At 46.1% G+C, this 25,538-nt stretch carries 24 protein-coding genes; 12 read left to right on the top strand and 12 right to left on the bottom strand.

Features of this window, described 5'->3' with window-relative positions; genetic code table 11:
- Positions 1-18 precede the first annotated feature (18 nt).
- The 3 genes from PTQ21_RS11010 to PTQ21_RS11000 all read right to left on the bottom strand — a co-directional run bounded on the left by PTQ21_RS11010 (position 19) and on the right by PTQ21_RS11000 (position 5,830).
- Positions 19-3,012, bottom strand: coding sequence for a glycoside hydrolase family 9 protein (locus tag PTQ21_RS11010; RefSeq protein ID WP_274570478.1), 2,994 nt, complete (start codon positions 3,010-3,012; stop codon positions 19-21).
- Positions 3,013-3,341: 329 nt separating this feature from the next.
- A complete protein-coding gene (locus tag PTQ21_RS11005) occupies positions 3,342-5,078 on the bottom strand; it encodes a methyl-accepting chemotaxis protein (RefSeq protein WP_256336519.1) in 1,737 nt (578 codons plus the stop codon).
- 200 nt (positions 5,079-5,278) lie between these two features.
- The gene (locus PTQ21_RS11000; protein ID WP_269053570.1) at positions 5,279-5,830 is read right to left on the bottom strand and encodes an undecaprenyl-diphosphatase; all 552 of its coding nucleotides are present in this window, start codon (positions 5,828-5,830) and stop codon (positions 5,279-5,281) included.
- A 184-nt stretch (positions 5,831-6,014) separates the two neighbouring features.
- Here PTQ21_RS11000 and PTQ21_RS10995 point away from each other — a divergent pair, with 184 nt between their 5' ends.
- Both PTQ21_RS10995 and PTQ21_RS10990 read left to right on the top strand, forming a co-directional pair.
- Entirely contained in the window at positions 6,015-7,004 is a 990-nt protein-coding gene (locus tag PTQ21_RS10995; RefSeq protein ID WP_269053569.1) for an LCP family protein, read from the top strand.
- Positions 7,005-7,167: 163 nt separating this feature from the next.
- Positions 7,168-8,418, top strand: a complete 1,251-nt coding sequence (locus PTQ21_RS10990) for an acyltransferase (protein ID WP_274569871.1) — start codon at positions 7,168-7,170, stop codon at positions 8,416-8,418.
- A 50-nt stretch (positions 8,419-8,468) separates the two neighbouring features.
- On the opposite strand, the gene PTQ21_RS10985 is transcribed toward PTQ21_RS10990, so the two are convergent.
- Entirely contained in the window at positions 8,469-9,203 is a 735-nt protein-coding gene (locus PTQ21_RS10985) for a hypothetical protein (protein WP_090807953.1), read from the bottom strand.
- 219 nt (positions 9,204-9,422) lie between these two features.
- Here PTQ21_RS10985 and PTQ21_RS10980 point away from each other — a divergent pair, with 219 nt between their 5' ends.
- Together PTQ21_RS10980 and PTQ21_RS10975 are read left to right on the top strand one after the other, a co-directional pair.
- Entirely contained in the window at positions 9,423-10,370 is a 948-nt protein-coding gene (locus PTQ21_RS10980; RefSeq protein WP_063564600.1) for a hypothetical protein, read from the top strand.
- Between the two features lie 36 nt (positions 10,371-10,406).
- Positions 10,407-10,667: an NHLP leader peptide family RiPP precursor gene (locus PTQ21_RS10975; RefSeq protein WP_231952686.1), complete on the top strand. Its 261-nt coding sequence runs from the start codon at positions 10,407-10,409 to the stop codon at positions 10,665-10,667.
- Between the two features lie 77 nt (positions 10,668-10,744).
- Here the strand turns inward: PTQ21_RS10975 and PTQ21_RS10970 are convergent, their stop codons facing one another.
- Positions 10,745-12,646: a sensor histidine kinase gene (locus PTQ21_RS10970; RefSeq protein ID WP_274569868.1), complete on the bottom strand. Its 1,902-nt coding sequence runs from the start codon at positions 12,644-12,646 to the stop codon at positions 10,745-10,747.
- Between the two features lie 163 nt (positions 12,647-12,809).
- Positions 12,810-13,091 (bottom strand): hypothetical protein, encoded by a 282-nt coding sequence (locus PTQ21_RS10965; protein ID WP_274569867.1) that lies wholly within the window; start codon positions 13,089-13,091, stop codon positions 12,810-12,812.
- Positions 13,092-13,235: 144 nt separating this feature from the next.
- Here PTQ21_RS10965 and PTQ21_RS10960 point away from each other — a divergent pair, with 144 nt between their 5' ends.
- The 3 genes from PTQ21_RS10960 to PTQ21_RS10950 all read left to right on the top strand — a co-directional run bounded on the left by PTQ21_RS10960 (position 13,236) and on the right by PTQ21_RS10950 (position 14,219).
- Entirely contained in the window at positions 13,236-13,397 is a 162-nt protein-coding gene (locus PTQ21_RS10960) for a hypothetical protein (RefSeq protein WP_017690239.1), read from the top strand.
- A gap of 205 nt (positions 13,398-13,602) precedes the next feature.
- Entirely contained in the window at positions 13,603-13,971 is a 369-nt protein-coding gene (locus PTQ21_RS10955) for a hypothetical protein (RefSeq protein WP_063564603.1), read from the top strand.
- A gap of 38 nt (positions 13,972-14,009) precedes the next feature.
- The gene (locus PTQ21_RS10950) at positions 14,010-14,219 is read left to right on the top strand and encodes a hypothetical protein (RefSeq protein WP_274569862.1); all 210 of its coding nucleotides are present in this window, start codon (positions 14,010-14,012) and stop codon (positions 14,217-14,219) included.
- Between the two features lie 177 nt (positions 14,220-14,396).
- Here PTQ21_RS10950 and PTQ21_RS10945 read toward each other — a convergent pair whose 3' ends face one another.
- Positions 14,397-15,608: an MFS transporter gene (locus tag PTQ21_RS10945; RefSeq protein ID WP_063564605.1), complete on the bottom strand. Its 1,212-nt coding sequence runs from the start codon at positions 15,606-15,608 to the stop codon at positions 14,397-14,399.
- A 257-nt stretch (positions 15,609-15,865) separates the two neighbouring features.
- Between PTQ21_RS10945 and PTQ21_RS10940 the strand changes: the two genes are divergently transcribed.
- Positions 15,866-16,513, top strand: a complete 648-nt coding sequence (locus PTQ21_RS10940) for a peptidylprolyl isomerase (protein ID WP_063564606.1) — start codon at positions 15,866-15,868, stop codon at positions 16,511-16,513.
- Between the two features lie 187 nt (positions 16,514-16,700).
- Here PTQ21_RS10940 and PTQ21_RS10935 read toward each other — a convergent pair whose 3' ends face one another.
- On the bottom strand, positions 16,701-16,883 hold the full coding sequence (locus PTQ21_RS10935) for a hypothetical protein (RefSeq protein WP_024632483.1): 183 nt from the start codon (positions 16,881-16,883) through the stop codon (positions 16,701-16,703).
- Between the two features lie 128 nt (positions 16,884-17,011).
- Here PTQ21_RS10935 and PTQ21_RS10930 point away from each other — a divergent pair, with 128 nt between their 5' ends.
- Complete coding sequence (locus PTQ21_RS10930) at positions 17,012-17,269, top strand: YqkE family protein (RefSeq protein ID WP_274569861.1); 258 nt, start codon at positions 17,012-17,014, stop codon at positions 17,267-17,269.
- Positions 17,270-17,426: 157 nt separating this feature from the next.
- Positions 17,427-18,221, top strand: coding sequence for an SDR family oxidoreductase (locus PTQ21_RS10925; RefSeq protein ID WP_063564608.1), 795 nt, complete (start codon positions 17,427-17,429; stop codon positions 18,219-18,221).
- A 156-nt stretch (positions 18,222-18,377) separates the two neighbouring features.
- Here PTQ21_RS10925 and PTQ21_RS10920 read toward each other — a convergent pair whose 3' ends face one another.
- Positions 18,378-19,139, bottom strand: coding sequence for a YwaF family protein (locus tag PTQ21_RS10920; RefSeq protein WP_274569860.1), 762 nt, complete (start codon positions 19,137-19,139; stop codon positions 18,378-18,380).
- A 227-nt stretch (positions 19,140-19,366) separates the two neighbouring features.
- Here PTQ21_RS10920 and PTQ21_RS10915 point away from each other — a divergent pair, with 227 nt between their 5' ends.
- Positions 19,367-20,341, top strand: coding sequence for a ring-cleaving dioxygenase (locus tag PTQ21_RS10915; RefSeq protein WP_063564610.1), 975 nt, complete (start codon positions 19,367-19,369; stop codon positions 20,339-20,341).
- 103 nt (positions 20,342-20,444) lie between these two features.
- Here PTQ21_RS10915 and PTQ21_RS10910 read toward each other — a convergent pair whose 3' ends face one another.
- From PTQ21_RS10910 to PTQ21_RS10900, 3 genes are all read right to left on the bottom strand, one after another.
- Complete coding sequence (locus tag PTQ21_RS10910) at positions 20,445-21,158, bottom strand: stalk domain-containing protein (protein WP_274569859.1); 714 nt, start codon at positions 21,156-21,158, stop codon at positions 20,445-20,447.
- Positions 21,159-21,405: 247 nt separating this feature from the next.
- A complete protein-coding gene (locus PTQ21_RS10905; protein ID WP_274569858.1) occupies positions 21,406-22,251 on the bottom strand; it encodes a hypothetical protein in 846 nt (281 codons plus the stop codon).
- A gap of 169 nt (positions 22,252-22,420) precedes the next feature.
- On the bottom strand, positions 22,421-23,698 hold the full coding sequence (locus PTQ21_RS10900) for a methyl-accepting chemotaxis protein (RefSeq protein ID WP_090807939.1): 1,278 nt from the start codon (positions 23,696-23,698) through the stop codon (positions 22,421-22,423).
- 321 nt (positions 23,699-24,019) lie between these two features.
- On the opposite strand from PTQ21_RS10900, the gene PTQ21_RS10895 reads away from it, so the two are divergent.
- Complete coding sequence (locus PTQ21_RS10895; protein WP_063564614.1) at positions 24,020-25,450, top strand: aspartate ammonia-lyase; 1,431 nt, start codon at positions 24,020-24,022, stop codon at positions 25,448-25,450.
- Positions 25,451-25,538 lie beyond the last annotated feature (88 nt).

Genomic DNA, 25,538 nt, shown 5'->3' with positions numbered 1-25,538 from the left:
GTTGAACTCCCTGTTAGGTTACGGCTCAATGCCCCAGACTTTCGTACCTCCCTGAAACCCAGTTACTTGATTCCATGCGGTAAAAGCAGTCTTGGTTGCATCATAGGAATAGTCGTTGCTCTGATCGAAATTGCTCCAATTGTTCTTGGAAAAGCGCCCCTGAATCACACCCGTCTCCGCTCCAGCAGCCAGACTGCCAGCCCCGGATTTGAAGCTGATCTCCAGATACGTATCCGCTGTGCCCGTTGTCGGAGTCAGCGTGACAAATTTGCCTTCAATATTAGCCGTGCCGATCTGAGCATAATCACACCAGAAGGTCAGATCCCCTGCACCGTCCTTGGTAAAATAATACCGGAGCTTCACGGTACTCAGATCAATCGCCTGAGTGCCTGTGTTTTTTAGATTAAACTGCGGAGTCACCGCATTGCCGGAAGCACCTGACCCTCCATTACGATACTGCACCTCAAGCGTCCCCGTCGTTACCGGAGGCGCACTCGGTGTCACCGTCACGATATTGGACAACGTCTGTCCGCTCGCATTCACGGCGGCGATTCGATAACTGTACGTCGTTCCATTTACCGCTGTTGCATCGATGTAATTCAACACTGCCAATCCAGTTGCCACATCGGCATATGCGCCGCCCACAACGGAGCGCTGTACCTTATAAGTCACTGCTCCCGTTGCTGCCGTCCAGGTCAGAATCGACTGGGCGTTGCCAGCCGTACCGCTTAACGTCAGTTCGCCAGGCAACGATGTTCCAGCTTGCGGCGTGGCAGAGGCTTGTGCAGACCCGGGCGATTCTCCGGCTGAATTAACAGCCGTCACCACATAATAATAGGTCTTTCCGTTCGTAAGCCCCGTATTCGTGTATGTCAATCCATGTACATCTGTCGCTACAGAAGTATATGGACCCCCATTCACCTCGGCACGCTTCACGGTGTACGATTCTGCCCCAGGTGATGCTACCCAGTTCAGGATGACCTGAGCATTCCCTGATATAGCCTGCACGCCAGAAGGTGCAACAGGAGTGACAACCGGTGTAACACCAGGTTCCTGACCGTATATCCGTATTCCCGCATCGTAGACTGGTAGATATACGCTCTTCGCCACATTACCTGTGCCCAAGCCCTGGAATGAATGATCATTATTCGCATTCCAGGCGCCTTGCGGGCCGGTAATGCGGAACTGGACCTCTTTGCGATAATGTCCTTCCCCGCCTGGATATATCTTGGTTCCAGTAAAGTCCGCCGTAACAGCATAGATTCGTTTCGCTACATCAACCACAACCGGTTGGGATACGGTAGCACCCTCGGCGTATGCGGTTGTAACCTTGACATCAGATACGGTATATCCTGCAGCGTAAACTTCACTTAGATCCAGAAAATAGCGAAAAGATAACTTATCCCCCATCCGCGCAGGCCAGCCGGAACGATTATTTAGTTGAGCCTTGATTTCCGTGTAATTGGGACCGGATGCCTTCACGGCAGCTTCGACAAAGAACTCATCTGTCTTCACTTCCGGAGCCGGAAAATTCGCGATGGGCTGATCATTCTGGCCGAATAACAGATTCATCTTGGCTAACGCGCCTGTAAAGCCTGCATTGTAATCGGTTGCCACCTCATTGCTGACATAGTCGCCAATGGAATCGGTATAGGCATCCGTTGCATCCGGTCCACCAACCATCGCTCCGTACAACGTGTGACGGTGCTCTGAAGGTGTATTTTCATTGTTCGTCCATGAACTGTGAGAGGTCCGGTGATGAGGATGCTTAGGCGGATTCTGACCATAACCGACCACATAACTGCTCTGGCGAGGATTATCCCCCAGAATGTAGTTCATTTGAGAGACGGCAAAGTCCTGATACCTTGCTTTCTTCACCGGATCACTGACCCAGTCGGAGTATACAAAAGCAATAAAAGATGCATTTGCTGAATATCGGAGCGATCCCCATGTATCAAGCCAGGCAAGCCCGCCCGGTGTATACTTGATTCTTTGTCCATTCGTGCCTACAGACCAATAATCCAGATTGCGCTCTGTGGATTGAATGAACCGCGTCGCTTCTGGCATGTTCAGACTCGACGTAATGCGAGCCAGCAGAATCTGGGCTCCGTAGTGTTTGTCATCCCAGCCTTGGGTCCAAGTATAGGCCCAGTTCCCGTTCTGTCCATCTGCCTGCCACAGATTCGCTGTAGCAATCGCCTTGGACAAGTAAGCGCTATCATTTGTCGCCATATATAACCATGTTGCAGCCCAGGCGAGTTCATCATAGTAACCTGTCCATGAATTGTAGAACGATTGGGCATTTGTAATGCAATCCGAATATTTGCCTCGATACGTATCCGCGAAGCTGTACAGTTCCTTGGCATGTTGAAGTAGTTTGTTGGCATAAGCCGGGTCACTGTCCCGAAACACAATGGATGAAGAAGCGAGTGCCGCTGCAGTTTCTCCCGCAAGTTCACTTCCCGGACAGGATGCATCGATCTTATAAGCAGGACGGTTCATCTGCATCACTTCAGCAGGCCCCCACCAGGCATGGTCTGTATTGCCCGCTCCGACCTGTCCCCATAATTCATTTGGTTTCGTATGCGCTTTCACAAAATAGTCTGTGGCCCATCTCAAGTTATCCTTAATCTCCTCCAGTTGCCCTGCCTGCTCGTATCCCTCGCGGTATTCCACAACAGACCAAGCTAACATCGTAGCCGAATAAGCCATGGGCAGACCAAATTTCACATGATCTCCAGCATCGTACCACCCTCCGGTCAAATCAACCCCAACATCCGCTCCGTCATTTAATCCGGAATCACCACGCCATTCCACCCGATTGTCTTCGGGCAAATTCCCTGAACGCTGTGTTTCATAGAAATAAACCGCCTTTTGTAATGCCTCCGCATAGTTATGATTTCCGGCAGCCGCATCTGCCTTACCACTCCATGCCTGTATGGATGTACTTCCTGCCAGTAGCCCTACCGATAACGCGAGGATAGCGATTCGTCTCCACCAGCTTCCCTTCATCTTCAACCATTCATCTCCTTTTGCAATAGTCGTCTCGTAATTTTCCAATTACACTGATGTAATGACCCGCTCCTTTCTATGGTGTGACTCCATGTATTTCCACCATTAATTACCATTATATCCTTTTGCTCCAGTTGCAATATCAGCGCTGGTGACTTCTGAAATAACATTGTTGTGACATGTTTGGGTAGAGATATGACAAAAAAGACTGCCCCTCATATCGCTTGAACGCAATATGAGAAACAGTCCAGATGTCTCGGATAAGCCGTGTTACAGACTGAACTATGACCATGCCATTATCCAGTCTGAACACCCTACTTTTGGATCGTTTACACTCTGAATTTGTTGATTTGCTCCTGCAACTCTTCAGCCATTTTGGACAAAGAGCCTGCTGACGAAGCAATCTCTTCCATCGAAGCCAGCTGCTGCTGGGTTGCGGCAGATACATTATGTACCCCGCCTGCTGCTTCTCCCGCAATGTTAGAGATCTGATCCACATACCCTACAACTTCATTCGTACTTGCTGACATTTCCTCGGAACCTGCCGATACTTCCTGGATTTCACCAGCAACCTTGTTCACTACATTCGAAATTTGTTCAAATGCTTGTCCCGCGGCTGTTACAATCTCAATTCCGGCTTCCGTTTCATTGCTGTTCACTTTCACAGCCTGCACGGCATGATCTGTATCCTTCTGAATCAATTGGACAAGATCCGTAATCCGTTGTGCGGATGTAGAAGACTCCTCTGCGAGCTTCCGCACTTCTCCAGCTACGACTGCGAAACCACGTCCGTGCTCACCTGCGCGTGCCGCTTCAATCGCTGCATTTAATGCAAGAAGGTTGGTTTGACGGGCAATATTATTAATAACCTCGGTAATGGTACCAATCTCTGCGGAACGTTCTCCCAGCCCTGTAACCAGTTCTGTCAGTGATGCAATGGAATTGCGAACAGATCCCATCTGTTCAACAGCCTGCTGAATAATCATATTTCCTTCGGCAGACTGATTCGCTGCATCAACGGCAGATACGGATACACTTTGAGCAAGCTCAGCAATCTGTTCCGAACCAAGAGCCATTTCACTCATCGCCTGCGAAGAACGTTTCACCATATCTACTTGATCCGATGTACCGACGGCCAATTCCTCAACCGTTTCGGAAATCTGTTCCGATGCCCTTGTATTCTGCTCAGCACTCGCGAGAAGTTCTTCGGAGGAAGCGGCTACCTGTTCGGATGTCATCGACACGGATTGAATCATCTCCCGCAGGTTGCCTGTCATCACATTGAAGGAATCGGCCAGCGTTCCCAGCTCATCCTTGTTCTTGAGCACGATCTTCTCACTCGTCAGATCCCCACCTGCAATCAACATCGCTGCTGCATTCATCTTCTGAATTGGACGCGAGATGATGCTTGCAATGAAGAAGGCAATAAACATGGCCACCAGGAAAGCAACAATAGTGACTCCCAATATAATATTAAATGCTTGTTCAGCAGACTCAACCGATGTATTCGTTGCTGCATCCGACAGTGAGTTCCCCATCGTGATTAATTGGGCAATGGTATCATTCGCTGTATACCATAACGGATAGGCCTCTGAATGCAATCTGCTGGCTTCTTCGTAATTGTTAGCCATGCCCAATTTCATAAATTCCGGCATTTTCGCCAAATACGCCTCATAGTTCGTGCTAAATGTATTGTACATTGCCACTGCTTCGGTATTGTCTGAGATGAGTGAAACCAGTTCCTTGCGCTCAATCGCAATCTTGGCTTGGAGCTGTTCCAACACTTCATTCATCTTGGTGATTTCAGTTGGATTTGTTTCGACAATTACGGCAAGAGCAAGCCGCTCGACGTCCGAAATATCACCATTCATCATACCAAGCAGGCTCACACTGGGCATCCACATCTTATCGATTTCATCGGCCTTTTTGGACATATCATGAATTTGGGTTAACGCATAAATGCTTACAAAAGCCAGTAAAGCCACTACCATTAGAAATCCAGTTAGTAATTTCATTCGAATTGTTAATCTCAATTTCCCCTTCACGTTTCCCCGCGTATCTTTCATGTTCCCCACTCCTCAACTAGTACATATTTATAGTATATCGACACGTATCGTCATGAATTGTAGATATCGGAATTCAATTTTTGTAAATTTCAGTTAACTTCGAAATAAACACAAAAAAGCCTTAAGTCTTTGGCTCACCAAAAACTTAAGGCTCTCGTATCCGATACTTCTCTTCTGATCCCTATTATATTCAACTGTTTCTAACGGAAAATCCGCCGATGAATGTTAATGAAGAAATCGGGAATCGACTTGGTATAATTACGCGTAGCGATCAAGATCACACTGACCAGGCTACCTAGAATGAATCCGCCCAGAATATCTCCAGGATAATGTACACCTACATAGACACGCGACACTCCTGTCAGCACAGCAAGCAACAGCATCCACATACCGAAGCGACGCCCGATAAAAAACGAAGCTGCAGCGAGCGCGAATACAAAGGAAGCATGTTTACTTGGAAATGATGGATCTGGTACATGAGGAACCAGTTGATGCACCGTGCCTTCCATGAACGGCCTTGGATGACCTACCACAGGTGAAATTCCCCATTTTGTCAAAACAAGTGCTACAATCGAAGCTACACACGCATAAAACACAATTCGTTGCTTCGACGGATTGCCAAGAAACCACACAATCACAAGAAGCCCTATCATAACCCAAACCGCATATTCAGCTGATGTAATCATAAACCAGTCCAGAAACGGAATTCGGTCTGCAAACTGGTTGATCCAATTAAATACAGATTGATTCATAACAGTCGTTTAATACCTCCATTACACAAATCACGATTATTTTTTACATAATAAATATACACTAACTATTTGTCAAATATGTCGCCTGGTAACCGAACTTTCGAAATCAAAGAGGACATTTCTCTTACTTTTTGTTAAACTAGTTTGGGTTACATAATAGTTCATTCATAGAAAGGTGAAGATTATGCTTAAGAAATGGTTATGGGGGACATCCCTAACCCTGGCACTTGCCATAACCGGTGTCATTGTATATTACGGATACTCGATCGTTCATTTTGCCAATAGCATCTCAACCGCTTCCGAGACTTCCACTTCTGAAACAAACCAAAATACGGACAATCCAACCACCCCTATTCCTAAATGGGAAGGGAAGGAACGAGTTAACATTTTGCTGCTTGGAGGTGACACCAGGGGAGATGATGCTGGCCGTTCAGATTCGGTCATGGTCGCTTCCATTGATCCGGTATCCAAGAAAGCCCATCTCTTCTCTGTTCTGCGTGATACATATGTTGATATTCCGGGACACGGAAAGAGCAGACTCAACGCGGCCTTCTCCTACGGCGGAGCGGAATTAACCAAACAAACGGTCGGTGACTTGCTCGGCATCCCTATCCAGCACTACGTGTATACCGATTTTATCGGATTCATGGCGCTGGTTGATGCTGTCGACGGGATCGATATTGATGTGGAGAAAGACATGTATTATACCAGCAAAGCAGATAAACATATGTACGATATTGATCTCAAAAAAGGACTTCAGCACATGGACGGTAAGACCGCCCTCCAATATGTGCGATTCCGGCATGATGCCACATCAGACTTTACGCGTACCGAGCGGCAGCGGATTTTCATGACTGAGCTGGCTAAGAAGATGCAAAGCACTACGTCACTCTTCAAGATTCCTGAAATATTGGAAGCTGTCGCTCCATATATCGAGACAGACCTCAGTCCAACACAGATGTTAAAATTAGCTTCGCTCGGATTCGATATTAACGTAAATGAAATCGATAAACAGCAGATCCCTCCTAACAAGTTGCTTACCAATGAACTTGCAGGTTCTGCCCAAGTACTCGGTGTGAATAAACCGAAACTCCAAGCATACATTCAGAATTTGTTTGAGGAAGATGCGAAATCCTCAGAGGATGAATCAACAAAAGTACCAGACTTAAACTAAATGGAATGGAAACAAAATGAGGCAGGTATCGCAATGATGCTCCGATTAAAAAGATGGCTGCCGCCATCTTTTTTTTGTACCTATTTTCCCCATTTAATGCAGCCTTAATGTTCAACAGGTACCCTTAAATGATGAATTCCGGTTACACGAAGGAGGAATACACGTGAATAAACCGCGAATCGTGGAATGGACTCAACTGCGCGGCCTTGCATTTCTCGCCATTGTGATGCAGCATAACATCGCAGAATATATATATCGCGCCGATATTGAACAACCCGATTCCATCATGCTGACCATGATTTATCATCTGACTCGTTTTGGTACGCCGACATTTGTCTTTCTGTCCGGTGTAATGCTGTTCTATCATCATAGTCACACCAAACCGGATTACCCCCGTTTTATCCGTAAGCGGTTTGGAGATATCTATGTGCCCTTTGTGGTATGGACGTTCATCTATTGGTTATTTGTCCGGATATTCACCCCTGAGTTCTGGATTTCGGGTATGCCAGACTTCCGGAGTTTTGTTCGTGAACTATTCCTCCCCCAGACGGGATATCATCTGTGGTTTGTGATTATGGTGTTTCAGTTCTATATTCTGTTTCCCCTGTTTCTTGCGGGAGCCAAGTTCATTCAGAAACGTATTGAAAAAGGTACACGCTTCACCCCGATGCAATCCGTCATCACGCTGATTCTCATTGGGATGGCATTATACACTTTACTTATGAAATGGTCCTACTACGATATGGGCGGGTGGACAGCTTCCTTACCCCAACCCTGGTCGGGTTTGCTGCAATATCGCTCTTATTCATGGGTTATGTACTGGTTTTACTTTTTGCTGGGGGCAGTCTGTGCCTGGTCAGTGGATAGTTGGAGAAGTTGGACTGCAAAGGTATTGCCCTGGATGGTCTGTCTGTTTATCGGCATGTACATCTGGCTTGGATATGATGTGCTGCGGGGATCAAGCGATGTCGTTAATCTGAATATCTCAACCTATCTGAAGCCCACGACATTCATCATCATCATGGCTCAGATGTTCATGTTCTATGGGTTCCTTGTACTGCTGCGAGGCAAAGATACACCATTTCAGCGTCTCCTGACGTGGATTGGCCGATATTCCTTTGGTGGCTATCTGGTTCATGCACTGGTTATCTATTGCATTGCGTATATTACCCGGCCACTTACACTAACCGGATGGCATCTACCGATAACATTGCTTTCGTTTCTTGTTACCGTAGCAACGTCCCTTGCAATCAGTTGGGGACTTTCCCAACTTCCTGGTTCACGCTTCACCATAGGATTACAACGGAAGAAACGCCTAAGTCCCCGTTTGCATGATACTATTTCTGCGAGCAGAACAAGTTCACCGGAGCGCAATCCGTCAGCTAGCGCAAACCGCAGTCCGGAAACCAGCTAATTCTAGTCGAATATAGAAAAAGCGTCTCCCTTCGTGGAAGACGCTCTTTGTCACTTCACTTCTGTTGAAGCGGATCGACCGGGTACAGGTTCGTGAGGACCAGGAGCTTGATGTGCATTGCCCTTCTGATTAACGAACCTTTTCAGGTCACCCGTCAACTGCTCCTTCAGCTTGTCTACCAGTTGCGTTTCACTGATGCCTTTTGCCTGAGCAATCTCAGCCAGTGATTTCCCGCTTTGAAGCTGCTGATGGAGCTGCTCCGGGGTGATGCCGATAAAGCGTGCAATAGCCCCCTTGTCCATCATCGGACGTCTGTTGCCGTGGTGAGCGAACTCACGTCTTAATTCCCGCAGTGGTGTGTTAATTACCTTCTTCAGCTTGGTATCCATTCCTGCTTTGGCTGCTGCTGCCTGCTCTTTCGTGAGACAGCCTTCTTCGGCTGCTTTATCCAATCGCTGAGAGAGCGAGGGCTTCAGCTTCTCCAACAATTGATTTTCACTAAGTCCCTTGCGCTCCTTGGCAATCTGAGTCAACGTTTTGCCAAGCTCCATCTGTTCCTTTAAATCACGGAGCCCAATACCGAGCAGGTCCGCGGTTTCTCCAATCATAAACAGGCCATGACCTGCTTGCATGCATGGCTTGGTCTGGTTTGAGGAGGAAGATGGTGTCGCCACATGATCCTCAACAGATCCATTTGGATCAGCGGATGCCGTATAGCCGGTTGATGCTGTTATAAATACGGCTGCCAGTCCGGCTGCCATCCATTTTTTCCATCTGTATTTCATTTCTCTTCTTCCTTTCATATGTCAAAATCCTGTGCTCTCTTAGTTTGAGCCTAACTTCCGCTTTTTTATGCCATAAAAATACAAAATGTCATTGTTTTTTTCACAATTCATCACAAAACCTCCTATTTTTTTCAATTCATTTCCGGTATACTGGAAGTAACTTCATGATCTAGTCGAATAGTCCTTATTACTTTATTTTGGGAAGGGCGTAACCAAACGATGCGGAGAGAATGGTTTGATCCGTTTAGATCCGATGTGGAGGTGGTGTTCGCTGCAGCAGAGCAGCTGGTACAGAAATATCCTGAACCAATGTCAGAACATGCACTAGAACAACTTCATTTGGTCAATCCTTTGTTACGAGATTCGGGTCACAGTTACATTGGCTACATTATTCCATTGTGGATGCAACTCTCGGATGGTCTACCTCCAGAGAAGGCACACAAACTGAGTACTGCTTGTCTCCTGCATATGCTATATTTTCTGAATCAGGATGAAGTTATGGACGAACAGCCAGAAGATGTGACACTGAAATTATCACTGGGTAATCTTTACTACGTGGATGCGATCTGTGCCTATTCAGAGCTATTCAGCCTTTCTTCCCCGTTCTGGACGTATTTCAGACAGTATGTGGAGGATTGGGCCATGAGCGTCACCGGTGAGAACTCCATCGATTATTTCAAGAGAAGCCCGCTATTAATCGCCCAAAAAGCTGCCCCACTTCTGCTTGGAGCTGCTGGCTCACTGCTTCTTTTGGAACAGGAGCATCGTATCACTCCGGTATGTTCTGCCGTCAACATTGCACTGATGACTCTCCAGATGACAGATGACTTCACAGACACCAAACAAGATGCTGTGCATGGAAATTACAACAGCTTCCTCTCCCACATATCCGCAGCACTGGAACATAATTACCCGGCTCATCCTGTAAGCGAATGTGTACATGATAATGTATACAATACTCAATTGATGAACTCCTATGTAGACATTGCTCAGCAATATAACATCAGACTAACATCTTCTAACTCGGGAATTTCGCATCTCGAAGCGTTTAATTCTTACTTATGCGGCATTCTGGGACAAACTGTTCAGGACATTGAACAACACAAAAAAGTGCTTCTTCAAGGCGGGTTTCATTACTGGATCAGCGAGAAACAACATTTGTCCTAACCACAAAAGAAGAGCTGGTACAGTTGAATTTTAAATATGAAGGGAATGTTGACGATGATGGTATCAGAGAAAACGTTGCACGAGGATATTATTGAAAAGGCCTGGACCGATGAGCACTTCAGACAACAACTGCACTCCAACCCAAAGCAAGCGCTTCGCGAAGCATTTGGCATTGATATTCCTGAACACATTCAAGTCCGTACCGTTGAAGAACAACAGAACGACTACGTTCTCGTAATTCCTCCCAATCCAGCCAAAGTGGATTATGACGTAAATTGCGGACCGTGGAGAAGCTAAACGGATTAGATTGAATATGTAATTGAACGGCACAAGGGGTAGCGAACAAAAAAGCCATCGTACACTTCTACCGCTCGTCATTCGACGAACGCGGCAAAAGATACAACGGCTTCTGTTCCTACCCCTTTTGTGCTTGTAAAACTGATCTGCCCATGCATGGCTTCAACGATTCGGAAGGTCACCATCATGCCAAGGCCTGTCCCCTTAATTTTGTTCGAGAAATAAGGCTCCCCAAGCCGGACCAGCGCTTCCTCATCCATGCCCTCACCATTATCCCTAACATGTACCTTGATAACCCCATCCTGAGCATAGGCCCAAATATCAATCTGACCCTGTCCTTGCAGCGCTTCTATACTATTCTTAATAATATTAATAAAAGCCTGTTTGAACTTGGAAGAGTTCCCTCTAATCCATAGATCTGGCGGAATGTCAGTTGTTATTTTACCGCCTTCCAGATTAGCCATCGGTACAAGAATGCCTTCAATATGATTAAATTCATCCGCGATATTGAGAGAGACAATATGATCGAACTCCGGTTTGGCAAACGTTAGGAAGTCGGTAATAATGCCGGAAGCCCGATCAAGCTCCTCCAAAGCAATCCGCACATATCCCTTGTTTTTGTTGTCTTCCTGCTCTGTCATGAGCTGAAGGAATCCTCGTGTCACCTGCAACGGATTACGAACCTCATGAGCAACCGACGCCGCCAGTTCGCTAATGATTTCCATTTTCTCGGATCGTTGCAATTCATTATTGAACAATTCCAACTCTTTCGAGTATTCAAGCACTTTGGTATGTTTTTCAGCAAATCGGCTTCCCAGTATGGCAATAAGTGAGATAATAAAAGCAACCATGGACCATTTCCACCATATCAGATGATATGTTCCATTACGCTGGTAATACCACAGTAGTTCAGCAACACTGATTAAGGCAAATGTGCCGAATCCCGTAGCAAGCAAAAGAGCTTCCCGGCTCCGTTGAAGCGCTTTGGAGATGGTGCCGATCATTAAGATGCTCAACAGGATTACGAGAACGAATCCAATCACGTTCTGAACCAACAAACTATAGAGCATGTCCCATTGACCGCCTGAAATAAAATCAATCATCAGAGCAGCCACAGCAACTACAGAATAGATGAATTGGAATTTTCTTAGTTTGGTAAAGATGCCATAACGACCTGGTCCGATAATTTGTTCAAAAAAATAACAGAGTGCAGGCATGCCCATCAGCATAGCCAGGTCAAACAATACGGAATACAGATTACCGTAAACCTGGTAGAACGTATATAAAAACTGTGAATAGGTGATAATCATCGTTCCGATTGAACCCATCACGATACATAGCGAAATCCACAACCCTTTATGGAATTTGCCCAGGAAAAAAGTGCAACTCAGCATCGTTAGAGCCGTGAACACAAAGGTCGCTCCCAATATCACATCAAGCAGTCCATTGTGAATGTACTTTTCCTGTAATGTAGCATAAGGCCCAACCTGAACCGTTCCGTAGATGCCAAGTCTGCCTTTTTCATTCTCTGACCATACGTAAAGTTTTCCACCTGAATTCTCACTTGATAAGGGTAACAACACAGCGTTGTTATCATAATTGTAATGATAATTCTCATATACCCTACGATCGTCCAAGTAGATTACAATGTGGTTCCCTTTAATATTCTCAAAACGGATTGCTGAGCTATCTTCGTTTATTTTAGGAATGGTCACACGAGTCCACATGGAACCCGAAGGAGCTTCTACGCTGCTGTATTCCAGCTTTTCAGAACCTTGCTTCTCCCAGATCTCCTCCGTACCTTGAACCTCACTGATGAATCCCTGATCGTGTACGTTCCCCCATTTTACTTCCCATCCCGTAATGGATACAGGTTTGTCAACTTCTCCTGCAGTCGCTGAGACGAAATCATGCGGCAAGCAGAGAATATTCAACATACTTATCCATAAGATGATGATAGCTTTGGGCACATTTTTCATTCACAGCACCTCAAAGTTCTTATTTTCTCTATCCCCAAGTTCTCTCATTTATCATTCGCCACAGTTTGACGTGTCACCTTCTTGTAGGAAAATGAAAATTCACATTTTAGTAGATTTATAGTTTTATTTCCATTTATTTGATAGATTCCGAGTGTTTTCTCCATTATCCGCGCAGATCTTCGAACTGGTTCTCAATCATTTCGCGCTCTTTCTGTTCAATCTTCGTACGATATTCCAACCACTGCTCTGTTTCCTCATCGTCATAGATCGTCCATATATCCGAGAAAAGATAGTCCCGCAACTGGACAATCTGTCCTGACCATATCCCGCCTACCCAGAACAGCCCGTCCGGACGACGAATAACGGTACGGGAAAACCCGGGCGTAGACGCTTTTTGCCCGATTCGGATTAGAGTGATCATATTCCCCAGCGTAAACCAATCCAATTGGAATCCCTCCCTCATATATCCATGTTTCATCATATCATAGGCCAAAGATGAAAAGCTGTAAAACTGATCTCTGCGATTCAATCGTCCCTTCCGGGTGTAATGTTCCTCAAAGCAAACACTTACCAATGAGGAGTGATTCAAATGAATGAGCCACACAGAACGGTAGAGGTAGAACATAAGGATGTCCAACACAAATCGGATTCAAGTATGGTCGCTTCCACGTTTATCAAGTATGCGGCTTATATCATTATTTTCTTTGGATTTCTGTACTTTCTGGTCAAATATGTATTTCCTAAATTTTAAAGCATATACGTTGAATCTGTAATCCGTACATTATTCACTTTCAGCTTATATTTATATTTTGGGAACACAAGGGAATCATAATGGGTGCGAGATTACAACGTTAGCCCTTTGGGTAACTACGAAATAAGAACCTTTCTTTTCAAGATAACTGCACAATCAAAAAAAACAACCAATAAATATAATCCACTGAGAGGGAGTGCTACTTATGTCAGACAGACCGATTAGCAATGAAGAGAGTGAACGTTACTACGACCGTTATCAGAGGTCCCGTGATATTCCACTGGAAACCGAAGTCCCTGAAGGTGACATAGACACTTTTGATGAAGTTACGGGAAAACGTATCGATACTGATAATACAGTGTATCCGCCCCTTGTAGCGGCTACGGAAGAACCGGAATTGGAGTCACGGACAGCGGAGCCTGCACTCGAATCCGTACCTGATGCTGATCTTATTCAACCGAATAGTCCGGTTGATCCTGCGGCACCCGACCCCAACGCTCTTCACGGGACGGACCTGCTAAACGGCGCTGGGGCAGATGCGAAACCGGAGAACGATATTCCACCACGGCGCTAATCCTCTTGTCACAGCCTGAATTAGGAGGTGCAGACACGATGAAGGATAATCACAAGCGACAAGTACATGAGCCCGATAATCTGGTAACCGAGCGGGATATTGATCCGAATTTTGGATTGTTCACGGAAGATTCCTTTCCCGAAGCCCTAGCAAATGAGGATCAGCTTGATGCTGTTGAACATGCCGTTCCGAAGGAGAACGTTGAAGGCGTTGAAGGTCCACGAAAAGATTCATCCTTGGATGAATAGGAACGCATTACAGATTCATTAAGAATATAGGAAGCCTCTTGCCCAAAAGGTTTCTTTTTGTTTTAATTTCGTAATAACAATGACTTTATCCTGAAAAAGAGATGGCTACCGTCTTCGTACGGTGCCATCCCTCTCTCTGCTATCCAATTAGCCATTTCACGTTTTAACATTTTTTGATTACTTCGCCAAAGGTTTGCCCGCTCCCGGCAACTTCTCCTCCAGTCGGGACCATTTCGCCACAATGGCGGTAATCAGCAGCGCCACTCCATTGATGATAAAAATCCAACGAATCGGCAACCAGCCACCCAGAACACCACCGATTATCGGCCCCGCCATCGTACCGATCTGGGAAGCCGACTGATTCAGGCTGAATGCTCTTCCCCGGAAGCCAGGTTCTGTCACTTGCACAATCATTGCATTAATCGCCGGGAACACCGCAGCAAAGAACAATCCATACACAAAACGCAAGATGCCGAATCCAATATAACCTGTAGTGAAAAACTGCAGCAGGTTACCAATCGCCCCACCAACGAGGCCAATGATCAGAACTTTGCCATAACCGATTCGCGAACCGATCTTACCCCAGCGCGGTGCCATAATAACCGTAGCCACACCAACCGCAGAGAAAATAATGCCCGAGCTGAGAGAAGCACGATCGGGCTGAATGCCCATTTCCATCACGTATACCGTCAATAACGGCTCCAGAATCATCACGGAGAAGGTACATATGCCCATCATGCCAAGCACCGTAATAAATAATTTATTGGCCCTGGCTTCACGGATGTCATCCATCACATGAGAACGTGCCTTGTTCCGGTTGAAGTTCTCTTCTTTGACCCAGAAGGTTGCGATCAACGCCGAGACCAATACTACGATGCTGGAAAATAAAAATGCATTCCGGTTGCCATAATAGTGGCTTACCACCCCACCAATTAATGGGCCGATTATACCTCCTGTTGCTCCGGCTGTAGACATGATACCGAGAGCATACCCTGTCTTCTCTTCCGGTGTGTTGGTACCAACCAGTGCAATCGCCGCCGGAACAAACCCCGCGAGCAATCCCTGAAACAAACGAACCACGATTAATGAATACGGGTCCTGCACAAAATAATTGATCAAATACAAAACCGCAAGGCTGTATCCCGACCGGATCAGCATTGGCTTGCGCCCGTATTTGTCAGCCAGTGATCCCCAGAAGGGAGACACCAGCGCACTTGCCAGAAACGTGATGCCAAAGGCAAGCCCTGACCAGAACTCCAGGTGATCACGAACGCCCAGATCGCCACTCAGAAACAAAGGCAGAAATGGGATGGAGATCGAATAAGCGGTGCTGCAAAAAAACACACCAATCCACAAAATCACCAGATTACGCTTCCACGAGAAGTCCATATACCCGCACGCCCTTTCCGTTACTGACGCCGGGACTGCCGTGTATTGGAGCGGACGGAACAGACCCGTACGTCCCTGACTGCGGAAGCATTTTCCTTATTTTACACCTCTGTAAGCATTTACACCATCCCTTATCGCCCATAATATCCTGCCTTGCATTGCCATCTTGTCCGCAAAAACGGTATGATAGTTGAGGGATTATCCGAAAATAATTCTGACTAAATATATTATGCAGAGATGCAAGGGGGAACGTTCTCATGTCTTTTCGGTGGAAAAAAACAACAGCTGTGTCGCTGGTTCTAGCGATGTTGCTTATCGTCATTAGTGGTTGTGGGCGCCCTGCAAGCAGCGCGACGGAAACACCGGCTCCAGTGGAGCCTACTGGTCCCAATCCTGTAGCCACAATTGAAATGTCAGATGGTCAGAAAATCGTCATCGAGCTCTATCCGGAGATTGCACCAAATACGGTGAACAATTTTATCTCATTGGCGAATAAAGGTTTCTATGACGGTTTGAACTTTCACCGTGTTATCCCAGGCTTTATGATTCAAGGTGGTGATCCAAACGGCGATGGTTCGGGCGGCCCAGGTTATGCGATCAAAGGAGAATTTACATCCAATGGTCATAAAAACCACCTTAATCACACGCGTGGGGTTATCTCCATGGCGCGGACAAATGATTTGGACTCCGCAGGCTCCCAGTTTTTTATCATGTTAGCGGATGCTGATTATCTGGATAACGCTTATGCTACCTTTGGCAAAGTGACAGAAGGTATGGACGTCGTTGATGGAATAGCTGCTCAACAAATAGGCGAACAAGACAAACCGGTTACGGATCAGGTGATGAAAAAAGTCACTGTCGACACTCAAGGAGTAGAATATCCTGAACCGGTAAAAATGCCTTAACCTTACCTTTGGAACGGATTTTAGTTATCCATCTTAATTCACAACCTGTAAGACAAACAAAAGCTCTGTCCTGCGTATTCACGCAAGGCAGAGCTTTATTCAATGTTAGCGTTTACATAAATGACTTTATAAAAAATGCCCTCTTCCGGCACAACTCTATATGCAGCAGCTCTGCAACCCGCTGATCTCAATACATCCATCCCATCAAACGCAACCAACCGATGATCGCAATCCATAGCGGACAGCTGAAAGCAACACCCCATGCAAGCCCTTTCAGTAAACTACGGTTTACTTCCACGAACAACGACTCCTTTCTCCAGGGAATAGTCGCAGTATCGGTAATAATATATGAATTTATACCCGTTTTCATTCGTCACGTAACCCCCTATTTCCTGCTTTTGTCCCTCAGCTTCATGGAATGGGTTTGGTGAACCTGATATAATATATTTACTGAACGATAATGGAAGCTGATTCATGTTTTTGAGAGGAGATTATTCTATGGCAAAATCCAAAAAACACACCCCTGCTCCCAAAGCAGCACGGGATAAACCGACCACACTAAAGGATCTGCTGAGCAGTGATGTGTTAGAGAAACTGAAAGCTCAGGCGGATGAAGCCAAGGCTGCCGAGGCAGACCGCAAAGAGCAGGAACGCCTGCAGGCGGAAGAAGCTCGTAAAGCGGAACAGAAGCGAAAAGATAATGATTTTGAGTACCTGTTGAATAACAGTTCGCTGGACTGGAAGAAACACAAGTAATTTTTGCAGCAATCAGATCATCATGATATCTAAATGATAGAAACAGGGCCGTTGAACGGTCCTGTTTTTTTGTATCGTGCATATGATTCATCACTCTTTAGTCGGGTATGTAGAGATAGAGAGTTACTGATAATCCATACGATACGGAGGGATCAGGATGACTGAACAACGTTTGCAAGGGAAAGTTGCGATTGTAACCGGAGGTGGCTCAGGAATTGGTCAGGCAACAGCCATTCGTTTCGCTGAGCATGGGGCCAAAGTGTTCATGCTGGACCGGACCCCGGAGAATGCTGAGAAAACCAAACAGACGATTGAGAATGCAGGCGGAGAAGGCCACGTCATTGAATGTGATATATCCAAACCGGACAACGTGCAGAAAGCAATCAATCAGGTGGCAGAGCAAGCTGGACAGCTTGATATTGTATTTGCCAATGCGGGCATCAACGGCACGATGGCTCCCATTGAAACGATGGAACCTGAGGACTGGGATCAGACGATGGGCATCAATATGCGCGGTACGTTCGCAACTGTGAAGTACGCCATACCCCATTTGAAAGACCGCGGAGGAAGCATTATTATTACGAGTTCCATCAACGGTAACCGTGTATTCTCTGGCATAGGGTTCTCTGCATACGCTTCCAGTAAAGCAGGTCAGACGGCTTTTACAAAGATGGCAGCATTGGAACTGGCTCGTTACAAGATTCGTGTCAACGCCGTCTGCCCAGGAGCCATAGACACGAACATCGATGACAACACCTATCCTTCGGACGATCTGAAAGAAGTACAGATCCCGGTTGAATTTCCGGAAGGTCATGAACATCCACTCAAAGGTGAACCTGGAACGTCGAAGCAAGTCGCCAATCTGGTGCTCTTCCTCGCTTCCGATGAATCTTCCCATGTGACCGGTACCCGGATCTATGTGGATGGAGCGGAATCTTTGCTCCGTGGATAAAGATTAGAAACATGTTCCATGTGGAGTTAACAGCCAAACATCCCGCTAACGATCTGGATATCCAGACCGCTGCGGGATGTTTAGTTTGAAATATATCTTTATAGAAGAACGAAGAACAGCTCCCGCTGCCTACTATCGGTATCGGATGACCTTTAACTAGAGCGCTGAACTCTTTCCTCTCTTCACTCGATTATTCAGCCGCTCCGGAATGGCAAAGAGCAGGACGTACATTAGGGAGAACATGACTAACGCCAATACCTCTTCCCCAAGAATGTACAAGGGGTAGGGGCCCAACATGTCGAGCACTGAAGGCGTATTCGGTTTGTGTCTCAGGAACATATAATTGGCGTCAAGCAGGACATCCACACCATATACGACCAACGCAGCCACGTTCACGAATATCATCGAACCCAACACAGATCTCCAGCTTGGACGAAGCTGTTCCACCCAAGTCATATAGAGCAACGCCAGAATAATACAAGCGTGAGCAGTAAAAAATTGAATGAAACGAAAATGTGCAAAACCATAACCGAGATTAGGCGTTACAATTGCCATCAATGCCCCTGCTATTCCTGCGAATAACAATGCAGAATGCAGCAGTCGGCTGCGTGTCAATAATAGCAGCGCAGATAACAATAGTGACAGACTGCATAACTCCAGCGGCAATGAAGTCTGTAGACTCCACACATCCCCATATACATACCAGAACTGAAGCACAATCTCACAGCCGAACATGACACATGCCAGAGCGATCCGAAAGGTACGACGTGTGTGCGGTGCCCAGGACCGCAGCCAATTCCGAAACAGGAATATCAATATAACCAGTGCAGCAATCACACCGATCGCCCATAGGTGGGAACTGGAAAACAGCATAAACGGTTTTGCATCATAAGGGTCTAGCCACTGAGGATAAGCCATGTTCCTCTTCTCTCCTTCTCATTACACAAACACAGTTTATCTCTTTAATGTTAACTTTTTCATTTTGTCATTGAATGAATGCACTGTCCAGATGGAATTCTAAATTAGGATTGTATTTTAAATATCTTTATGTTAAGATAAATCCAACAACAAAACACACAAAAAGTTAGTAACTTTCTTAACGGAAATATTATAAACAATAAATTAGCCACCAGGAGGAATTTATAATGCAAATTAAAGGACTTCACCATGTATCTGCACTGACCGCACACGCCGCTGAGAATTATCGGTTCTACACCAACGTCATGGGTTTGCGACTGATCAAAAAAACAGTCAATCAGGATGATGTTTCGGTCTATCACCTCTTCTATGGAGATGAAAAAGGGAATCCGGGTACCGAACTTACTTTCTTTGAAATTCCGATGGCCGGACAGACACGCGAAGGCGTGAACAGTATCTCAGCAACATCACTTCGTGTTCCTAGCGATGCAGCCCTGACTTACTGGCAACAGCGTTTTGACGAATTCGATGTTCCTCATGGAGAAATCACTGAACGCGGTGGGCGTGCCACTCTCTCGTTTACGGACTTTGAAGGACAACGTCTGATTCTGGTTTCTGATGAACACAATACAGGTGTTGCAGGGGGCAAACCTTGGGAACAAAGCCCTGTACCTGTCGAGTATGGCATTGTAGGCTTAGGCCCAGTCCATCTTACCGTTAGAGATGCGTCCCTTACGGCTCCAGTTCTTACTGAACTGCTCGGCTTCCGTCAAAAAGGAACCTATCCTGCTTTTGTCGCAGGCCAACCCGATGTACTCGTCTTCGAATCCGGTGAAGGTGGAAATGGCTCTGAGGTGCATGTCGAAGAACGAAATGACCTTGCCCAAGAACGCCCTGGACGAGGCAGCGTGCACCATGTTGCCTTCCGCGTCGATAATGAAGAAGAACTGAAACAATGGGTAGAACGGGTTCATAATTTCCGATTCCCGAATTCCGGTTTCGTAGACCGTTTCTACTTCCGCTCCCTGTACTTCCGTGAAGCCAATGGCATTCTGTTCGAGCTGGCAACCGATGGTCCCGGCTTCGACACGGATGAAGAATTGGCTCATCTTGGAGAGTCCCTGGCATTGCCTCCATTCCTTGAAGGTCGCCGTGCAGAGATTGAAGCGAATCTCAAACCGCTCGATACAGCAATTCGCTAACCTGATCATACGTCCCAAAAGAACAAAAAAACGATTATCACTATGCCAATCCGGAACAACCATCCGGCTGATGCATAGGCGATAATCGTTTTTAATATCTCGTTTATTTTTTGGTTAAATATGAGGTCGTCAACGGAACAAACAGGGAGGCACCCGGGTCCTCATCAACGATTTCAACAAAGACGGCATCCGTGTCTGCAACATCCACGTCTACCCCAACCAATCCGTCTTCAGGAGCAAGCGATACCGTCTTGAGCGTTGTATTGTTTTCGTCCATAATCTCAAGCTTCTGTGAACCGCCAAGAACAGCCAAATCGAGATGAAGCTTGGCATACTTTTTCTGGGTCATAACTTGGAAGCTCTTGCCTTGCTTGGCTGTGTCGGTATGCAGGTAAACATCTTTGTAATCTTTGCCTTTGTACGCCGTTTCGGCCGGATCTTTGGTATGCCAGTCCGAGGTGCCCAAGGCTGCAGTTCCCAGCGAACTTAATGTCAGCTTGCCGGTTTCGGATGGCGGTGCAGATCCATTACTGCTGCCAATGTTAACGGATGATGTCGCGCTGTCATACGTAATTTCTGTACCGAGCAGTGTGCCGACTGCACGCACTGGCAAATAGGTCGTTCCGTTGTAAGTAATCGGCAATACCGTTTTCCCATTAGCATCTTTGGCTGTTACCGTCGTCCCGTTTAATTTCAGAGATATCTTGCTGTTCAAATATGCTTTGATCGGTTCCAGACCCGTTGCTGCGAGTGCGCCAGTGCCGATGCCGAGAGTTAGTGTACCCACCATTAAGCCCAATACAACCTTCTTCTTCATGAATGATCCCTCCTAAAGTATGAAATAGATGAGTTCCATCCTTTATACATTTAAACGACTAAAGTGTTTGTGTCAACCATTTCATGGTAAATCTCTGAAAAAAAATTCGATTTTGGATAGCACAAAGCGAGGCTAAAGGTACATCATTTTTTCAGCCTCACCCGTTTCCCTCTGTCATTTCAGACCGTGGGGACATATTTTTTTATCATTGTTCTCAGCTATTCTGCGCTTCTCTGATTACTTCCGATCAATCAAAAGATTCATAGTACTCATCTTCATACTCTTCCGTGCTGTATTCCAAGTCCACAGCCTGCCACTCGCCATCTTTATAGTCATAGGCAAAGTTCAAGTCACCGTCATATAAACCCATACCGTATGCACCGGATGCCGACACAACCAACTTGCCATTCTCCACACTGTAATAAACAACACCGCCGAACTTGAGCTGCTCGTTATACACTCCCTCGCTCGTGTCTTCCTCCATTAGGGAAGGTTCTGAATGAACACCATCAACGGTAACGTTGATCGTCACCTGACCTGGTGTAACACTGATTTTCGAATTTACATGCTGCTTCACAATCTCATCCAGTGATTGCATCTTCATCTCTTCCAGCGTTTCTGGATCGATAATATGTGCTTCACCCAGATAGATGCCTGTACCATGACCAGCTGTAAACAACACAACAATCTCCTTCTTGCCATCTCCATTCAGATCCAGTTCGTGCACTTCGGGTTTGTAGGATCCGCCTTCTCCTTGCCATTTGCTGAATTCACGTTTCTTGCCGTTCACTTCCAACACCATTCCGTTATATATATATCCTGAACCTTCGACTTTCATGGGGTATAGTCTTACATTCTCATTTTCTGGAGCAACCGAAACGTACTCTCCCTTTACAGGAATCGTTTCCTTCGTTGTAAACGCTGCTTCATTCATTGTTTCTATATTGGAAGCCACGACCGCTGAGGTCTGGCTGGATTGATCATCTATGTTAAGCTGTTTTTGCGATTCATTCATGGTTCTGGCAGACGAAGTTGTACTAATCGTCGCTACCGCCAAAATAATCATCAGCAGGATACCTGTCCAAGTTTTCAATATGCTGGGCTCCTTAATCTGTAGTGGAATACTACCATTATATCTTCATTTATCGCCCAAGCGTTGCGATTTTGTTAATGTTTCATAAAAAAATCTTTACATATTTCAGTTTCTACGAAAGAACGTTCGGCTTTAACCATAATAAGCAAAAAAACACCCCGGAAACAGCTTAAGGCTGCATCCGAAATGCTTTCGTTTTGTCCATTAATCGATCTGTTAACTGTCTCAGTTCTTCAGCCGAGGATGAAATCTCCTGCATAATTGCCGTCTCTTCATGTGCCGCATCCATAATCCGTCTTGCCTCATCCGAGAAAGATCCGGCTTTCCCTTGAATCTTTTTCACATGGCCGTGCGTTTGTTCTACGCGGCTGGTCTGTTCCCCAATTTTGGATCCGATTTCATGAGCGCCCTTCATAAACACTTCTACCGTACCTGTAAGCTCCTGCAATGTCTGATCAACAGAGATCGTGCGCTCGGACTCATTCACAACGAGGCCATGCTGTTCATGAATCAGTTGGGCTGTATCCTTGATACGCTGCTGAACACGGCTGATCAGCTCATTAATCCGATGCACCGATTGTTTGCTCTCATCTGCCAGCTTACGAATCTGCTGAGCAACGACAGCAAAGCCCGATCCCTCTTCTCCCGCACGTGCAGCCTCAATGGAAGCATTCAGGGCAAGCAGCCCTGTTTCCTCTGCAATGTTTTTGACAGACTGAGTAATGGCTTCAATATCCGAGGCTTCCTTCTCAAGCAGGACCATGATGTCCCGGGAACGGTTGTGTGACTCCGTCAGCTCGTCCATTCCTTTCATCAAAGAAGAGAAGGTCTGCTTCGTATGATCTACAGAACGTTCCATCTGGCCGGACATCTCTGTCATCCCAATCGACTGACTGTGCATACGCTGAAAATCGTTCAACATCTCATCCGCTGTAATCAAAGACTGATGTGATGTCGTCTTCTGGTCTTCCACACCCACAGCAATATGATCCACCGCATCAGACATCATCTCGATCTGCTCCGCTGCCTGGGCGATTGCTTCACTAAGTGACTGGGCGTTCTGTGAGGTTGTACGTGTACTATCTGTAATATCGTTTACAATGCTTCTCAAATTAAAAACCATTACTCGAAAAGCATCATATAATACAGTAATTTCATCCTGTGTTCTCCGCTCTGGAATCTCGGCCGTCAAATCCCCCGATGAGACTTGTTGTGCCGCACGGGACAAATGCACAATTGGACGAGTCAACCAACGAGAGGCAAACCAGCCCAGAATCGCGTTCCAGCATACGCCCATGATGAGTACGATAGAGATATACAACCAGCTTGGCATGGAGAACGAGAGCCAATCCTGAAGGAAAAATATAAAAAAGCCGCTAGTTCCGTACGTAATCAGTGAAATCAGTACCAAACCTGCGACGGTTTTTGCGCCTAAAGTCCATTTCATATTCACACCTCATAGTCCTTTTTTCCTATTTTACCAATAGATAACCAAATTACATGTGATTTAGATCACTGAAAACGACAAATTAACACCCATCTTATTCTTCATGCATGACTTCTCCTCTAAGTGGAGCATAATTGATAAGACGAGTTTTGACTGACTGAACCTTTAATCCACCAAAGTGATATCCTTAATTTAAATTATTTATCGGCAAGTAGGATGAAATGATTTAGCTTGGCATCCATTTTGCTTAAATGATATACTGAGTGCGCTTCGGCATTGCCGGAGCTGACCTATTTTTGGATGCCACTGGAGGCGAACGAAATGTCTACAATGTCCACAAGGACGGAGAAAGATTTTATTGGAGAAAAAGAAATTCCTGCTTATGCTTATTACGGAATACAGACGGTTCGGGCTGTAGAGAACTTCCCGATTACCGGCGTTCCTGTACACCGGGAACTGATTACAGCTCTGGCTGCGGTGAAAAAGGCTGCGGCAATCACGAATATGGAGCTGAAGATGCTGCCACGCAAAATTGGCGATGTCATCGTCATGGCTGCTGAAGAAATGATGAAAGGCCATCATCTGGATCATTTTATTGTTGACTCCATTCAGGGCGGTGCAGGCACCTCCATGAATATGAATATGAACGAAATTCTGGCCAATCGTGGACTGGAACTGTTATTGCAGAACAAGGGTGACTATTTCCACTGTAACCCGAATAACCATGTGAACATGTCCCAATCCACCAATGACGTGATCCCAACTGCACTGCGCATTGCTGCGTATCGGTTGTCGGAAACGTTGCTTGATACGATGAAGCGTTTGCAGGATGCGTTCCGCAAAAAAGAACAGGAATTTAACGATGTAGTCAAAGTAGGCCGGACACATCTTCAGGATGCTGTGCCTATTCGACTTGGACAAGAGTTCGGTGCCTATGCGCGTGTTATCGGACGTGATATTGAGCGTCTGGAGTTCGCAAATCGCCGCCTGCTCACCATTAACTTGGGTGCAACGGCTGTAGGTACAGGTCTCAACGCGAAACCCGAATACATCGTTAAAGTCACGGAGCATCTGTCCGATGTGACAGGATTGAATTTGCAAACGGCCGAGGATCTTGTGGATGCCACACAGAATACGGATGCCTATCTGGAATTGTCGGCTGCACTGAAAGTATGTGCTGTCAGTCTGTCCAAAATCTGTAACGATATTCGTATGATGGCTTCTGGCCCACGCGCAGGATTCAATGAGCTGCGTCTTCCACCGCGTCAGCCAGGTTCGTCCATTATGCCGGGCAAAGTGAATCCGGTTATGGCGGAAGTGATCAATCAGGTATCCTTCCAGGTTATGGGGAATGACCATACGATCTGCATGGCCTGTGAAGCTGGTCAATTCGAATTGAACGTCATGGGCCCTGTTATTGCGTTCAACTTGCTGCAATCGCTGAAAATCATGAATAATGGTATCGACGTCTTTACTCGTTATGCCGTTGAAGAGATGGAAGCGAACCGTGAGCGTTGTGCATTGATTATGAAGCAGAGCTTTAGTGTAATTACAGCGCTTAATCCACATCTGGGCTATGATGTGGCAGCCTCCATTGTGAAGGAAGCGTTGAAGACCGGAAACACCTTGCAGGAGATCATTCTGGAACGGGGTCTACTGACACCGGAAGAACTGGAAGAAATTTTGCATCCGGAGCAGATGACTACTCCTGGTATTGCAGGTGAGCACTTCCTGCACAATATGGAACGGTAGTAAGCTGTTTAAGTTCCACTAATGAATATTTACATTGACACTCCGATGATAGAACAACCTTCCGATTGCTGTTAAATCGGAACGAATA

Source organism: Paenibacillus marchantiae (genome assembly GCF_028771845.1).
GTDB classification, from domain to species: Bacteria; Bacillota; Bacilli; order Paenibacillales; family Paenibacillaceae; genus Paenibacillus; species Paenibacillus marchantiae.
This window is presented reverse-complemented; position numbering and strand designations above follow the sequence as displayed.